This window comes from Micromonospora sp. WMMD710 (assembly GCF_029626045.1).
Taxonomy (GTDB): domain Bacteria; phylum Actinomycetota; class Actinomycetes; order Mycobacteriales; family Micromonosporaceae; genus Micromonospora.
In genome coordinates, this window is sequence record NZ_JARUBD010000001.1 from 1,791,891 (window position 1) to 1,806,051 (window position 14,161).

A 14,161-nucleotide genomic window follows, 5' to 3' on the forward strand; every position below is an offset into this window, starting at 1 on the left:
CTGGACCACCCAGAGAGGGTAACCATGAGAGCCGAGGTCCGTGCCTTCGTCGTCGAGCAGCTCGCCGACATGAACTACGACGTCGAGGGGATCGACGACGACACCACACTCGGCCCGTCCGGCGTCGACCTGGAGTCGCTCGCCCTGGCCGACCTGTCCGTCCGCGTCGAGGACCGCTACGGCGTGACCTTCGCCGACGACGAGTCGGAGAAGCTGGCGCTGATGACGGTCGGTGAGTTCACCACCATGGTCGCCGGCCGCGTCGCCGAGGCGACGAGCGACCACGCCTGATGGCCGGTCAGCCCGACCTGGGGCGAGCTGACCTGCTGACGATGCTCGCCGAACTCACCGCGAAACCGGCCGCCGAGGTGCCCGACCGGATCGGCTCGATGGAACTCGCCTGGCTGGTACACCTCGTCGAGCAGCGCTACGAGCGGCGCCTCGACCTCACCGACGACGACCTGGCCGGCATCCGTACCGTCGACGACGCCCTGGCGGTGTTCCGGGCGTCGTTGACCGCTCCCGCTGATGGCTGAGCCGCGCGTCGTCCAGCTCACCGGCGTACACGCGGTCAGCGCCCTCGGCCGTGGCGCGCAGGCGCAGCTGGCCGGCACGCCGGCCTTCGGGCCGGTCCGCCGCTTCGACACGACCGCCCGCCGGGTCACCGTGGCGGCCACGCTGCCCGACGCCGGTACGCTCGCCGACGAGCTGGCCGCCGCGATCGACGCGGCCTGCCGGGTGGCCGGCCTGGATGCCGCGCGGCGGACCGGGTGCGCGCTGCTGCTCGCGGTGCACGGCGGCCCCGCCGCCTCGGCGCTCGCCGACCAGCTGGCCGTCCGGTGTGGACTGGGTGGTCGTACCCGGGTCTACACCAGCGCCTGCGTGTCGGCGAGCACGGCGGTCGCCGACGCCGCCACCCTGATCACCAGGGGTGACGTCGACCGGGTGGTGGTGGCCGCCGGCTACCTGGTGGAGCCGGACCAGTTCGCGCTCTTCGACGCCGGGAGGGCGCTCGCCGACGACGGGGCGGTCCGCCCGTTCAGCACCCGCCGCCGTGGTCTGCTGCTCGGCGACGGGGTGGCCGCCGTGGTCCTCGAATCCCGCGCGGAGACTCGGCGCGGCGTCGAGCCGGTGGCGACCGTGGCGGGCTGGGGGCGCGCCGGGGACGCGTTCCACCCGTGCCAACCGGACCCGACCGGCGCCGGGCTGGCCCGCGCGATCGGCGCGGCGTTGCGCCGGGCCGGTCTGCCACCGCAAGCCGTCGGGTACGTCAACGCCAACGCCACCGGCACCGCGCAGAGCGACGCCGCCGAGGCGGCGGCGTTGCGGCAGGCCCTCGACGGGTACGCCGGGCAGGTGCCGATCAGCTCCACGAAGGCGCTGCACGGGCACGCGTTGGAGGCGTCCGGGCTGCTCGAACTGGTGGTCACGGCCCTGGCGCTGCGACACGGGGAGCTGCCGGTCAACGCCGGCTGGGCGGGCCCCGACGAGGCGTGCCCCCTCAACGTCATCCTCGAACACCCGCGACGCGCGACGGCGACGCACGCCCTGACGCTGAACGCCGCCTTCGGCGGCGCCAACACGGCCTTGCTGGTCGGCACCCCGTGACCGCCACCGACAGCCCGCGATCTTGCACTTTCTGTCCCGACGAATCCGGCGAAACACGTGAACCATCGACAGAAACCGCAAGATCGGCGCGGGAGGGAGTGCGCGAGGGAGCGGAGGAGCTTGCTCGGGCTAGGTGGCCGGAGGGTGGGGACGGGGACGTGCCGGGGGTTCCCGGGTTCGTTCTCTCGGGGTTCGCTCCGGTCGTGGTGGCTGTCGCGGAGCGGTGTCTGCGGCGACGGTACGGGACGGGGCCGGTGCCGTCGCAGACCCGGACCGGGGTCGTGCTGGTCAGTGCCAGCGGCGATCTCGTCAGCGCCGAGCACGTGCGGGAGACCGTCGAGTCCGGTGGGCGGGTCGGGCCGCTGTTCTTCTTCCAGTCCGTGCCCAACAGCGTCGCCGGGCACATCGCGGCCCGCTGGGGGCTGCGCGGTCCGGTGGTCTGCCTGAGCCCGACCGGCGACCCGTACGCCGACGGCGTCGCCGAGGCGGACCTGCTGCGGTACGACGGCGACGCCGACGAGGTGTTGCTGATCCTGATCGAACAGGCGCCCGACACGCCCACCGAGGCGGTCGCGGTGCTGCTGGGTGGAGGAGCACAACCATGAGGACAAGGGGACTGCGCGGCGCGTTGGCCGCCGACACCGAGCTGGGGGCGGGCAACATGCTGGCCCGGGTGCTGGCGCACGGCGCCGACCCGGACGGACCCGGGTTGACCTTCGACACCGCCGTCGACGGGCACCCGGCGGAGGCGCCGCTCACGCTGGGCGGGCTCGACGAGCGGGTCGCCGCCCGTGCTGCCTGGCTGCACGAACGCGGGGTACGCCCGCGCGACCCGGTCGCCGTGTGGGCCACCGCCGCCGCCGACATGGTGCTCAGCTTCCTGGCGCTGGCCCGGCTCGGCGCGATCCCGGCGCTGATGAACGGCAGGCTGCGCCCGGAGATCGCCGCCGAGTACATCCGCCGGCTGCGGGGCGTGGGTGTGCTCGCCGACGACGCGCACACCGCGCTGCTGGCCGGGCACGACCTCGGCGTACCGCTGCTCGGCACCCCGGCCCAGGCCGGCGCGGGCGACCCGGCCGCCGCGCCGGCGCACTACCGGCACCACCCCGACGACCCGATCGTCATCACCCACACCTCCGGGACCACCGGCGTGCCCAAGGCGGTGCTGCACTCGCACGCCAGTCTCTTCGCCGCCACCCGGCACCTGCTCACCATGCCGCAGGCGCAGGGCACCAGCCGCATCCTCAACGCGCTGCCCGCCCCGCACACCGCCACCGTGCTGATGGTCAACCAGGCGCTGGGCAACCGGGCGCAGATGTACCTGCTGTCTGAGCAGGGCGGCGAGCGGGTGCTCGACGCGATCCAGCGGTGGCGCCCGGACGGGGTGTTCGGCTTCTCGGTCACCTGGGCCGAGCTGGCCCGCTTCGACCTGTCCGGGTACGACCTGGACTCGGTGCGGCTGTGGTTCAACACCGGCGACGCCTCGCACGAACCGCACATCCGTCGCCTGGTCGCGGTCGGCTCCCGGGACACCGTCACCCGCGACGGGGTGGTGCGGGTGCCCGGTTCGGTCTTCATCGACGGGCTGGGTTCCAGCGAGATGGGGCACTCGATGTTCCACATCACCCACCGCGCCGACACCGACCGGTACGGCCGCTGCATCGGCCGGCCGTACGAGTTCACCCGGGTCGCGGTGCTCGACGCCGACGGTGAGCCGGTGCCGGTCGGCGAGGTGGGTTTCCTGGGCATCGACTCGCCGTCGTTGTTCCGCGGCTACTGGAACGACTCGGCCACCACCTACCGGTTCCGTCAGCGCGGCTGGTATCTCACCGGCGATCTGGTCCGCGCCGACGCCGACGGCCGCTACTACCACCTGGACCGGGCGGTGGACTCGGTCGACGCCGGCGACGGGCGGCGGTACTACACGGCGCTGTCCGAGGAGCGGATCCTCGCGGCCTGCCCGGACGTCACCGACTGCACGGTGGTGATCGTCGCCGAGGCCGGCCGGGTGGTCACCGACGTGCTGCTGGAGCTGACCACCGGCGCCGACGAGGGCGAGGACCGCACCGAACGGGTCCGCGCCGCGCTCGGCCCGGACGTCGGCGCGACGCTGCGTCGGGTGGTGCCGGTACGCTCCGCCGACATCCCGGTCACCGTGACCGGTAAGGTCCGCAAGGTCGCCCTGCGCGAGCGCTACCTCACCGAGGCGTCGTGGTGAGCGGGCGAACCGGAGCGTCGTCGTGAGCGGGCGAACCGGAGCGTCGTGGTGAGCGGGCGAACCGGAGCGTCGTCGTGACCGCCCTGATCACCGGGATGGGTCTGTTCACGCCGGCCGGTCGGGGCGTCGAGGAGACCTTCGACGCGCTGACCACCGGCCGGTCCGGGCTGACCCGCCCGCCCGAGGGGCATCCGGCACGGGACTCGTTGGAGGTCGCCGGCCTGCTGCCCGACATCGACCCGCGCACCGTCGCGTCCGGGCCAGAGACCCGGGTGCTGGACCGGATCGTGGTGCTCGCGTTGCTCGCCGCCGCCGACGCGCTCGCCGACGCGGGCATCGAGGTGGGCCGCGACGTCGACCCCGAGCGGATCGGGGTGATCGTCGGTGGGGTCGGCGGGATGGCCACCCTGGAGGCGCAGGTGCTGGCCCGCGCGGCCCGGGGGCGCGCGGCGGTCAGCCCGTACCTGCTCACCGGCATCCTGCCGAACATGCCGGCGGCGCGGATCGCCATCGCGCACGGCATCCGGGGCTACAGCTCGTCGGTCGGCACCGCCTGCGCGTCCGGTGCGCAGGCGGTCGCCGACGCGGTGCGGCTGATCGCCACCGGGGAGGCCGACGTGGTGCTCTGCGGGGCCAGCGAGGCGCCGCTGTTCCCGACCTTCGCCGACACGTTCGGCAACGCGCGGGCGCTGGCCCGCGCCGGCGCCGATCCGGCTCGCGCGAGCCGGCCGTTCGACACCTCGCGCAGCGGGTTCGTGCTGGCCGAGGGTGCCGCGTTGCTGGTCCTCGAACGCGCCGAGCACGCCGAGGCGCGTGGCGTCACCGGGTACGCCGAGGTGGCCGGGTTCGGGGCGACCACCGACGCGTACCACCCGACGGCGCCGCGCCCGGACGGCGCCGGCGCGGCGGCGTGCATCCGGCGCGCGCTATGCAGCGCGGGCGTGCCCGCCGCGGCGGTCGGCTACGTCAACGCGCACGGCACCGGTACGAAGCTCGGCGACATCGCGGAGACCATCGCCCTCGCCGACGTCTTCGGTGCCGGTGGTGTGCCGGTCAGCTCCACCAAGGCGCTCACCGGCCACCTGCTCGGCGCCTCCGGGGTGCTGGAGGCGGCGGCCACCGCGCTGGCGCTCGGTCGGGGGCTGCTGCCACCGACGTACCACCTCGACGACCCGGACCCGGCCTGCCCGGCGGACCACATCCGTGGCGCGCCCCGCAAGGCCGACCCGGAGTACGCGGTGACCAACTCGTTCGGGTTCGGCGGCCAGAACGTGAGCCTGCTGCTCGCGCGGGTCGCCGAGCCGAGGGGGTGATCGACGCGGCATCCCGGGCGGGGCGCCCGGACGGCAACACGGGGGGAACCGTGGGAAGGGTTTCAGGGGACATGGACATCCGTGGTATCGACCACATCGAACTCTACGTGGGGGACGCCCGGCAGGCGGCCTTCTATTTCAGCACCGCCGTCGGCTTCCAGGTGTGCGGGCAGGGTGGCCCGGAGACCGGGCTGGAGGGGCAGCGTTCGTTGCTGCTCTGCCACGGTGACATCCGGCTGGTGCTCACCTCCGGTTTGAGCGCCGAGCATCCGGCGGCGCGGTACGTGCAGCGGCACGGCGACGGCATCGCGGTGGTCGCCGTCGAGGTCGACGACGTCGCGGCCGCGTACGCCGAGCTGCTGGCCCGGGGTGCGACCGGGGTGACGCCGCCGACCACCCGCACCGGCGCGGACGCCGAGGTGGTGACCGCCGAGGTGGACGGCTTCGCCGACGTGCGGCACCGCCTGGTGCAGCGCAGCGGCGAGGGGGGCGACTTCCTGCCCGGCGCGATCACACCCGGACCGGCCACGATGCACCGTCATCCGCCGGTGCTCGCCGAGGTCGACCACCTGGCGGTCTGCGTGCCACCGGGGCAGCTCGACGAGACGGTCCGGCACTTCGAGCGGCTGTTCGACTTCACGCAGATCTTCGAGGAGTACATCGAGGTCGACGGGCAGGGGATGAACTCCAAGGTGGTGCAGAGCCCGTCCGGGCGGGTCACCGTGGTGCTGCTGGAACCGGATCGGGCCCGCCGTCCGGGCCAGATCGACGCGTTCCTCGACCAGCACGCCGGCGGTGGGGTGCAGCACCTGGGGCTGCGGACCGACGACATCGTCGCCGCCGTGGAGGAGCTGGGTCGGCGTGGGGTGCGGTTCGCCGGCACCCCCGGCAGCTACTACGACGCCCTGGAGGCACGGGTCGGCCCGGTGGACGCGCCCCTGGACCGGCTGCGCGAGCTGGGCGTCCTGGTCGACTCCGACCACGACGGTCAGCTGTTGCAGATCTTCGCCGAGTCGATGCACGTGCGCCGCACGCTCTTTCTGGAGCTGATCGAGCGGCGCGGCGCACGGGGCTTCGGCAGCGGCAACATCAAGGCGCTCTACGAGGCCAAGGAGCGGGAGCTGGCCGCGGTGGCGGCCACACCACAGGGGGTGGGGGCATGACCGCGACCGGGTACGAACCGACGCTGACCGCCGAGGAGCAGGCGCTGCTCCCGTCCGACGACGATGTGCGGCACTACGCCGAGCACGGCTGGTACCTGTCGGGGAAGCTGTTCACCGACGACGAGGTGGACGCCCTCGCCGCGGCCACCCAGCGCTACTACGACGGCGAACGGGACCGTCGGCTGCCGGTCCGGCCGCCGAAGCTCGCCTACTGGGAGCCGTCCAAGGGGTCGGTGCAGCGGCACAACGACTACGTCCACCACGAGCACGACGGGCTCGGCGCGATCCTGCGCAAGCCGCTGATCGGCGCGGTCGCCGCCCGGCTCGCCCAGGCCGACGAGATTCGCGTCTTCCAGTCCACGCTGATCTACAAGCCGCCGATCTCCGGCGAGCCGAGCAACATCGTGCCCTGGCACTTCGACAAGCACTACTGGGCGTCCTCGTCGTCGGACACGATGCTCACCGCGTTCATCCCCTTCCACGACTGCGGGGAGGAGATGGGCACGATCACCATGGTCGACGGCTCGCACCGGTGGCGGGAGATCGGCGCCGACGACACCGTGGTGCGGCACTTCGCCGACCGGGACCGCGGCCAGCTGGAGGAGATGCTGGCCGAGAACGCCGCGTACAACGGCGCGGAGATCCGCAAGATCCCCATGGTGATTCCCAAGGGGCACATGAGTTTCCACCACTGCCGCATCTACCACGGCAGCGGTCCCAATGTCAGCGGACGCCCCCGGCAGGCGATCTCGCTGCACCTGCAGGACGGCGACAACACCTGGCGGGCGTACCCGCTCTCCGACGGCACCCTCGCCTCGTACAACCACGACGTGCTGGTCCGCCGCACCCACGACGGACGGCCCGACTACGCGGACCCCGACTACTGCCCGGTCATCTGGCGCGACCGCGCCCAGCAGGGAGGCTGACAATGTCACGGTACGACTGGGGTAAGACGCACCCGGGGATCGAGCGGCTGGAGCGGGCGGTGACCGACCGGCGCGACGTCGTGGTCAAGCACCCCCTCTACGCCAACCTGGACACCCACGAGGCGCTGGTCACCTTCATGCAGCACCACGTCTTCGCGGTGTGGGACTTCATGTCCCTGCTGAAGTCGCTGCAACGGCAGCTCACCTGCGTCACCGTGCCGTGGATCCCGACCGGCCCGACCGGCAGCCGCCGCCTCATCAACGACATCGTGATGGTGGAGGAGAGCGACGAGTTGGGCGAGGGCTACATCAGCCACTTCGAGCTGTACGTGCAGGGCATGGCCGAGGCCGGCGCGGACACCACCGCCGTGGACGCCCTCATCGACCTGTTGCGCGCCGGCCGACCGGTCACCGACGCGCTCGCCGAGGCCGGGGTGCCGGAAGCGTCGGCCGCGTTCGCCGCCACCACCTGGCGGATCATCGAATCCACCCCGGTGCACTGCCAGGCGGCGGCCTTCGCGTTCGGCCGCGAGGACCTCATCCCGGACATGTTCACCCAGGTCGTCGCCGTCAACGAGCGCAGCAACCGGCTGCACACGTTCGTCGACTACCTGGAGCGGCACATCGAGGTCGACGGCGAACAGCACACCCCGATGGCCATGCAGATGCTCGCCGACCTGTGCGGCGACGACGACACCAAGTGGCAGGAGTGCGCCGACACGGTCAACACCGCCCTCGCCGCCCGTGCCCGGCTCTGGGACGACATCCTGGCCGCCATCAAGGGTCCGGCGTGACCGACGCCGATCCGGTCCGGCTCTACCGCACGGTCCGGCTGATCCGCCGGTTCGAGGAACGTGCGGTGGAGCTGGTCCACGGCGGGCAGATCGTCGGCGGCATCCACCCGTACCTCGGTCAGGAGGGGATCGCCGCCGGCGTCTGCGCCGCCCTGGGTGCCGACGACGTGGTCGCCGGCACCCACCGCGGGCACGGGCACGTGCTGGCCCGGGGCGCGGACCCGGCCCGGATGCTCGCCGAGCTATGCGGACGGGTCACCGGCCTCAACGCCGGCCGGGGCGGCTCGATGCACGCCGCCGACTTCAGCCTCGGCGTGCTCGGCGCCAACGCGATCGTCGGCGCCTCCGGGGCGATCATCACCGGCGCGGTCTGGGGCCGGCGACGGCAGGGCCGCGACACCGTCGGGGTGAGCTTCTTCGGCGACGGCGCGGTCAACGAGGGGATGCTGCTGGAGGCGTTCAACCTGGCCGCGCTCTGGCGGGTGCCGGTGCTGTTCGTCTGCGAGAACAACGGCTACGCGACCACCATGCCGATCGCCGGCGCGGTGGCCGGCAGCATCGCGGGCCGGGCCGCCGCGTTCGGCATCCCGGCCGCCCGAGTCGACGGCCAGGACCCCGAGACGGTACGCGCCGCCGCGGCCGCCGCCGTCGACCGGATGCGCGCCGGCGGCGGCCCCGAGCTGATCGAGGCCCGCACCTACCGCTTCGACGCCCACCACACCTTCGAACACGCGGTACGCCTCGACTACCGCCCACCCGACGAGGTGACCCGGGGCCGAGCCCGGGATCCGGTACGCATCCAGGGTGAACGCCTTCCCGACGCCGACCGTGCCGCCGTGGACGCCGAGGTCGAGGCGACCCTCGACGCGGCGGTGCGGTTCGCCCTGGACAGCCCGCGACCCGACCCGGCCGACGCCCTCGCGTACCTGTACGCCAGCGGCCTGACCGGCCGCACCGGAGGTGGTTGAGGTGCCCCGACTGTCGTACCGCCGCGCACTGACCCGGGCCCTCGCGGACGAGTTGGCCCGCGACGACGCGGTGTTCCTGCTCGGCGAGGACATCCAGGTCGGGGCGTCGATGGTGACCACCGGGCTGGCCAAGCGGTTCGGCGCCGACCGGGTCCGCGACACCCCGCTGTCGGAGCAGGCGTTCACCAGCTTCGCCACCGGGGCGGCGCTGGCCGGGCTGCGGCCGGTGATCGAGTTCCAGATCCCGTCGCTGCTGTTCCTGGTCTTCGAGCAGATCGTCAACCACGCCCACAAGTTCCCGCTGATGACCGGAGGGCAGTGCGCCGTGCCGGTCACCTACCTGGTGCCCGGTTCCGGATCGCGCACCGGGTGGGCCGGGCAGCACTCCGACCACCCGTACAGCCTCTTCGCCCACGTCGGCGTGGTCACCGTCGTGCCGGCCACCCCGGCCGACGCGTACGGGCTGCTGGTCACCGCGATCCGGCACGACGACCCGGTGGTGGTGTTCGCCCCGGCCGCCGCCATGGACGTCCGCGACGACGTGGACGACCTGGTGCCGGTGCCGCTGGGTCGGGGCCGCATCCACCGTTTCGGCGACGACGTGACCGTGGTCGCGGTCGGGCACCTGGTGCACGACGCGCTCGCGGTCGCCGAGGAACTGGCCGACCAGGTCTCGGTGGAGGTCTTCGACCCGCGCACCCTGTACCCGTTCGACATCGACGGTCTCACCGAGTCGGTGGCCCGCACCGGACGCCTCGTGGTGCTCGACGACGGCAACCGGTCCTGCGGGATCGCCGCCGAGATCATCGCCTCGGTGGTGGAGCGGGTCCGGCTGCTCGCCCCACCACGACGGGTTACCCGACCGGACGGGGCGGTGCTGCCGTTCGCCCCGGCACTGGACCGGGCGGTGCAACCCGGCCGGGACCAGCTCGCCACCGCCATCCACCTCACCATGAAGGACGGCTCATGATCGACCCGAACTACGCGTGGCCGGCCCCCGACCGGGCCTGGGCCGACCTGCCCGAGCCGGCCCGACGGGCCATGGTGGACAGCGGGGCAGCGGCCTGGGAGCAGGTCTTCCACGGCCGGGCCACCTACAACAAGCAGTGGCGGCTGGCCCGCCCCCCGGTCCTCGACGCGGACGCCTGGCGGGAGCTCAACGAGGTCTGCGACCGGCTCGCCCAGCTCGTCCTCGACGCCTGCCGGCGTCGGGCGGGCACCGCCGGTGAGCTGCGCCACCTGCTCGGCGTACCGGCGGGGGAGACCCGCCTGCTGGACGAGTCGGAGCCGCTCACCGAGGCGCTGCTGGCCGCGTATCGGCCCGATGTGATCTTCTCGGCCGGGGTGCCGAAGTTCGTCGAGTACAACATCGACAGCAGCCTCGGCGGCGGGTTCGACGCCGACACCGTCATCCAGCGGTTCGCGCGCCTCTACCGGGAGAGGGGCATCCTCGACGACCTGCCGGTGCGGGCCGCCCCGTCACTGCTGGACCAGCGTTTCGTGGCGATCCGCGAGGAGTTGCGGCTGCCCGACGGCGCCCGGGTGGCGCTGTTGATGGACTTCGACGCGGACTATCCGGGCCTGGACGACCCGCAGACGTTCATCCGGATCCTCGACCCCCTCGCCGTACGGGCCCGGGACTTCGGCATCGACCTGGTCATCGCCCCGGTGTCCAGCGCGACCCTGGACGACGACGACCGCCTCGTCGTCGACGGCGCGCCCGTCGACGCGCTGTTCCGGCTGTTCGTGCCCAACCGGGTCACCCCGACCGCCGGCCTGGACGCGGTTGCCGGGGCTCTCGCGGCCGGCACACTGCCGATGTTCGTGTCGGCGGCGGCGTGGCTGCTCGGCAACAAGACCACCTTCGCCTGGCTGTGGGAGGACGTGGACGGGCTGGCCGCCGACGACCAGACGCTGATCCGCCGCCACGTGCCGTACACGGTGCCGTTGACCGCCGCGGTGCTCGACCGGGCCATCGCCGGGCAGGCCGAGCTGGTGGCGAAGCCGGCCGACGGCTCCGCCGGTCACGGCGTGCTGCTCGGCCCGGAGCTGAGCCCGGCGGACTGGGCCGACGGCGTCCGCGCCGCCGTCGACGAGGGTGGCGCGATCCTGCAGGAGTACCTGCCGACCGACCGCGTGCCGATGGATTTCGTGCAGATCGAGACCGGTGAGACGGTGACGGCGGAGGTCCCGTACTCCCTGGCACCGTACCTGTTCGGCCGGACGGCCTCCGGCGGCCTGGCGAGGGTCGGCTACCCCGGCTGCGACGGCGTCCTCAACCTGGCCCACGGAGTCCTCCTGACCGGAATCCTCCTGCGCGACTGACCGGACCCGCGCCGACCCCGCGCCGGCCCCGGACGCCCCCCGGTTGATCATGAGGTTGCCGGCCTGCCACGCCGTGTTCGGCCCCGTCAAGCTCATGATCAACAGGGTCGGCGCGGGGTGGGTGCGGGGGTTAGCGTGGGGGTTGGTGGGTGGACAGGGCGCGGAGGGTTTCCGCGGTTGCGACGGCGTCGCTGCGGGCGCTGCCGTGGCGGCCGTCGGTGCTGTAGAGGGTCGGGTCGGCCGTCAGGGGATGGTCGGTGAGGTGCACGTGGATCGTGTGCAGGCGTTCGGCGAGAGCGGCCGTGTGTGCGGAGAGCCGTTGCATCCGTTCGTGCAGGCCCGGGCGTAGCGCCTCGGGGACCGCCGGGCTGTGCGAGACGTCGAACATGCCCACCGTGATCACATCCGCGCCGGCGTCCCGCAGCGCACCGATCATCGCGGTCAGCTCGGCGTCCACCGCGTCCGCGTCGTACGCCGGGTGGAACGCGTCGTTGCCGCCGCAGACCACCAGCGCCAGGTCCGGCTCGAAGGCCAGCGCCGCGGCGAGCTGACCGGCCCGCACCTGGTGCGCCCGCAGCCCGCGCCGACCCAGATTCCGGTACGCCAGCTCGGGGCGCACGGCGGTCAGTTCGGCGGCGATCCGGTCGGCCCACTGCACGTCGGGGTAGCCCGGTGTCGGCTCGCACATGCCCTCCACGACACTGTCGCCGAGCGCCACGAACCGCCGCCACGGGTGCCCGCGTAGCAGGTCGGCGGCCTCCCCGGGGCGGAGGCAGTACGGGTCCGTCGATTCGGTAAGCGTCGATGGCATGCCGGCACGCTAGCCGACCGCCGACCGCTCGGCCAGGCTCACCTCGGCCAGGTACACGCAGGTCCGTCCCTCGTGGGAGGAGTAGTAGCTGACCCACAACAGGTCGTCGTGCCAGACCAGGCCGGGGTAGCTGGTGTCTCCGCCGGAGGGCAGCGCGACGAGTTCGGTCAGCTCACCCCGGTCGACGTCGACGGCGCAGATCGCCGTGCGGACCTCGCCGTCGAGCAGGCGTACGCCGGCCAGCAACCGCCCGCCGGGCAGCCGCAGCAGCGTCGGCCCGCCCACCTGGACACCCAGGTCGGTCCAGCTCCAGTCCCGGTACGGCGGCGCGGCCCGGCCGAGGTGCGCGGCGGCGTCGTCCCCGTCGCGGCGCAGCAGGCAGAAGGCCGTGCCGTCCGGGTCGAAGACCAGCCCGGACTCGTTGGGGTAGCCGCCCTCGAACAACGTCGGCACCCACGGCCGGAGGTCGACGCCGTCGGTGCTGCGGTAGAGCCGCGCGAACCTCGGGTCCCGGGTGGCGTAGCCGACGCCGTACAGGGCGTCGTCGTGCCACGCGGCCCGCCACACCCAGACCCCCTTTTCGCCCACCGGGATCGCCGCACCCCAGCTGTACCCGTCGACGGAGAGCCAGGTCACCGTCTCGAACGTCTTGGCGGTCGCACCGGTGGCGGCCGCCGCCAGCAGTTGCAGCCGCCCGTCCGGCCGGGGGACGAGGCGCGGGTCGCGCAGGTCGGCGCCGGCCTGCCGGACGACCGCCGCGGATGTCCACGACCGTCCGTCGGTCGACGTCAGCACCCGGATCACGCCGTCGTCGGAGAGATGGGTCCGTGCCTCGCGGAAGACGCAGAACCACCGGCCGGCATGCCGGACGAGGTCGGTGAACGCGCTGTGCGGCGCGGTGTCGCCGATCCGGTGGACGGCGGTGACCTCGGCGGTGACGCGGCTGGTGGGTGACGACGTCATGCGCGGCGGCCTCCTGATGGGGTGACGACGGCCGACGCTAGACCCTCGCGCCGACGGTCGTGCGGCGACGAGACGAACGCTCGACGAACTCCCCGGGCGTGCGGTACGGGCTCAGCGGGCCACGCTGTGCTCGGCGAGGAGTTCGTCGAGCACGTGCCGGGCCCCGGCGGCCTTGGCCTGGTGCGGGTCGTCCAGGGTGATCAGCGCCTTCCACAGTGCCCAGCCTCGTCCTCGGGCCCAGGTGGCGTCGTCGAGACCGAGCGCGGCCCGGAAGGCGGCCCGGCTCGGACCGTGCAGCAGGGTCCAGGCGATCACGGTGTCACAGGCGGGGTCGCCCACGCCGCAGCAGCCGAAGTCGATGACGGCGGCGAGCCGGCCGTCGCGGACCAGCAGGTTGCCGTCCGCCACGTCGCCGTGAAACCAGACCGGCGGCCCGGCCCAGGTGGCGTCGAGAGCGGCTTGCCAGATGTCGGTGACCACGTCGACGGGCAGCCGTTCGCGGTGCGCCTCGATCGCCGCCCGGGTCTCCGGGTCGTACGTGGACAGCGGGCCACCTCGCCAGGCGCTGTGCGGGCCGGCCGCCGGGCCGTCGGTGGTGTCGACGCCGTGCAGGGCGCGCAGGAAGGCAGCGAGGTCGGTGGCGAAGACGGTCAGCTCGTCGATCCGCTCGGGGCGCGCGGTCCGGCCGTCGATCCATCCGTAGACCGACCACGGGTACGGATAGCCGGCGCCGGGTCGCCCGTGGGCCAGCGGGGTGGGTATCTCCAGTGGCAGTCGCGCGCCGAGCCACGGCAGCCAGCGCTGCTCCTTGGCGACCTGCGACGCGTAGCCCTCGCCGCTGGGCAGCCGCACGGTCATGTCCTCGCCCAGGTGGAAGGTGCGGTTGTCCCAGCCGCCGACCTCGACCGAGCGTACCGGCAGCTCGGCCCACCGGGGAAACTGCTCGGCGACCAGTCGGCGGACCAGGCCCGCGTCGATGCGCCGGGCCGTCGTGTCGTCGGTGCGCCGGGCCGTCGTGTCGTCGCTGTGCGGTACGTCGGGTACGGGCTGTGCGCTCATCCGCCCGAGCCTG

15 protein-coding genes are annotated in these 14,161 nt (G+C 73.4%); 12 read left to right on the forward strand and 3 right to left on the reverse strand.

The annotated features are described in order from the left end of the window. Nucleotides 1-24 precede the first annotated feature (24 nt). The 12 genes from O7620_RS08100 to O7620_RS08155 all read left to right on the forward strand — a co-directional run bounded on the left by O7620_RS08100 (nucleotide 25) and on the right by O7620_RS08155 (nucleotide 11,315). Nucleotides 25-291, forward strand: a complete 267-nt coding sequence (locus O7620_RS08100; RefSeq protein WP_151491228.1) for an acyl carrier protein — start codon at nucleotides 25-27, stop codon at nucleotides 289-291. Continuing rightward, nucleotides 291-536 carry an acyl carrier protein gene (locus O7620_RS08105; RefSeq protein ID WP_278122537.1) on the forward strand — a complete coding sequence of 82 codons (246 nt, stop codon included), beginning with the start codon at nucleotides 291-293 and terminating at the stop codon, nucleotides 534-536. The genes O7620_RS08100 and O7620_RS08105 overlap by 1 nt, the downstream gene beginning before the upstream one ends. After that, on the forward strand, nucleotides 529-1,608 hold the full coding sequence (locus tag O7620_RS08110) for a beta-ketoacyl synthase N-terminal-like domain-containing protein (RefSeq protein ID WP_278122538.1): 1,080 nt from the start codon (nucleotides 529-531) through the stop codon (nucleotides 1,606-1,608). Before O7620_RS08105 ends, O7620_RS08110 begins: the two co-directional genes overlap by 8 nt. Nucleotides 1,609-1,706: 98 nt before the next feature. After that, entirely contained in the window at nucleotides 1,707-2,213 is a 507-nt protein-coding gene (locus O7620_RS08115) for a beta-ketoacyl synthase chain length factor (protein ID WP_278122539.1), read from the forward strand. After that, a complete protein-coding gene (locus O7620_RS08120) occupies nucleotides 2,210-3,826 on the forward strand; it encodes a class I adenylate-forming enzyme family protein (RefSeq protein ID WP_278122540.1) in 1,617 nt (538 codons plus the stop codon). Before O7620_RS08115 ends, O7620_RS08120 begins: the two co-directional genes overlap by 4 nt. Nucleotides 3,827-3,900: 74 nt before the next feature. After that, nucleotides 3,901-5,139, forward strand: coding sequence for a beta-ketoacyl-[acyl-carrier-protein] synthase family protein (locus O7620_RS08125; protein WP_278122541.1), 1,239 nt, complete (start codon nucleotides 3,901-3,903; stop codon nucleotides 5,137-5,139). 71 nt (nucleotides 5,140-5,210) lie between these two features. Next, entirely contained in the window at nucleotides 5,211-6,302 is a 1,092-nt protein-coding gene (gene hppD / locus O7620_RS08130) for a 4-hydroxyphenylpyruvate dioxygenase (protein WP_278122542.1), read from the forward strand. Further along, entirely contained in the window at nucleotides 6,299-7,228 is a 930-nt protein-coding gene (locus tag O7620_RS08135) for a phytanoyl-CoA dioxygenase family protein (RefSeq protein ID WP_151491235.1), read from the forward strand. Before hppD ends, O7620_RS08135 begins: the two co-directional genes overlap by 4 nt. A gap of 2 nt (nucleotides 7,229-7,230) precedes the next feature. Further along, entirely contained in the window at nucleotides 7,231-8,022 is a 792-nt protein-coding gene (locus O7620_RS08140) for a DUF3050 domain-containing protein (RefSeq protein ID WP_151491236.1), read from the forward strand. Next, the gene (locus O7620_RS08145) at nucleotides 8,019-8,990 is read left to right on the forward strand and encodes a thiamine pyrophosphate-dependent dehydrogenase E1 component subunit alpha (protein ID WP_151491237.1); all 972 of its coding nucleotides are present in this window, start codon (nucleotides 8,019-8,021) and stop codon (nucleotides 8,988-8,990) included. Before O7620_RS08140 ends, O7620_RS08145 begins: the two co-directional genes overlap by 4 nt. A gap of 1 nt (nucleotide 8,991) precedes the next feature. Next, nucleotides 8,992-9,960: a transketolase C-terminal domain-containing protein gene (locus tag O7620_RS08150; RefSeq protein WP_278122543.1), complete on the forward strand. Its 969-nt coding sequence runs from the start codon at nucleotides 8,992-8,994 to the stop codon at nucleotides 9,958-9,960. Next, nucleotides 9,957-11,315, forward strand: a complete 1,359-nt coding sequence (locus O7620_RS08155; protein WP_278122544.1) for a hypothetical protein — start codon at nucleotides 9,957-9,959, stop codon at nucleotides 11,313-11,315. Before O7620_RS08150 ends, O7620_RS08155 begins: the two co-directional genes overlap by 4 nt. 130 nt (nucleotides 11,316-11,445) lie before the next feature. On the opposite strand, the gene O7620_RS08160 is transcribed toward O7620_RS08155, so the two are convergent. The 3 genes from O7620_RS08160 to O7620_RS08170 all read right to left on the reverse strand — a co-directional run bounded on the left by O7620_RS08160 (nucleotide 11,446) and on the right by O7620_RS08170 (nucleotide 14,148). Then, nucleotides 11,446-12,126 (reverse strand): SGNH/GDSL hydrolase family protein, encoded by a 681-nt coding sequence (locus O7620_RS08160; protein ID WP_278122545.1) that lies wholly within the window; start codon nucleotides 12,124-12,126, stop codon nucleotides 11,446-11,448. 9 nt (nucleotides 12,127-12,135) lie between these two features. Further along, a complete protein-coding gene (locus O7620_RS08165; protein WP_278122546.1) occupies nucleotides 12,136-13,089 on the reverse strand; it encodes an exo-alpha-sialidase in 954 nt (317 codons plus the stop codon). 111 nt (nucleotides 13,090-13,200) lie between these two features. Next, nucleotides 13,201-14,148: an aminoglycoside phosphotransferase family protein gene (locus O7620_RS08170; RefSeq protein WP_278122547.1), complete on the reverse strand. Its 948-nt coding sequence runs from the start codon at nucleotides 14,146-14,148 to the stop codon at nucleotides 13,201-13,203. Nucleotides 14,149-14,161: the final 13 nt, after the last annotated feature.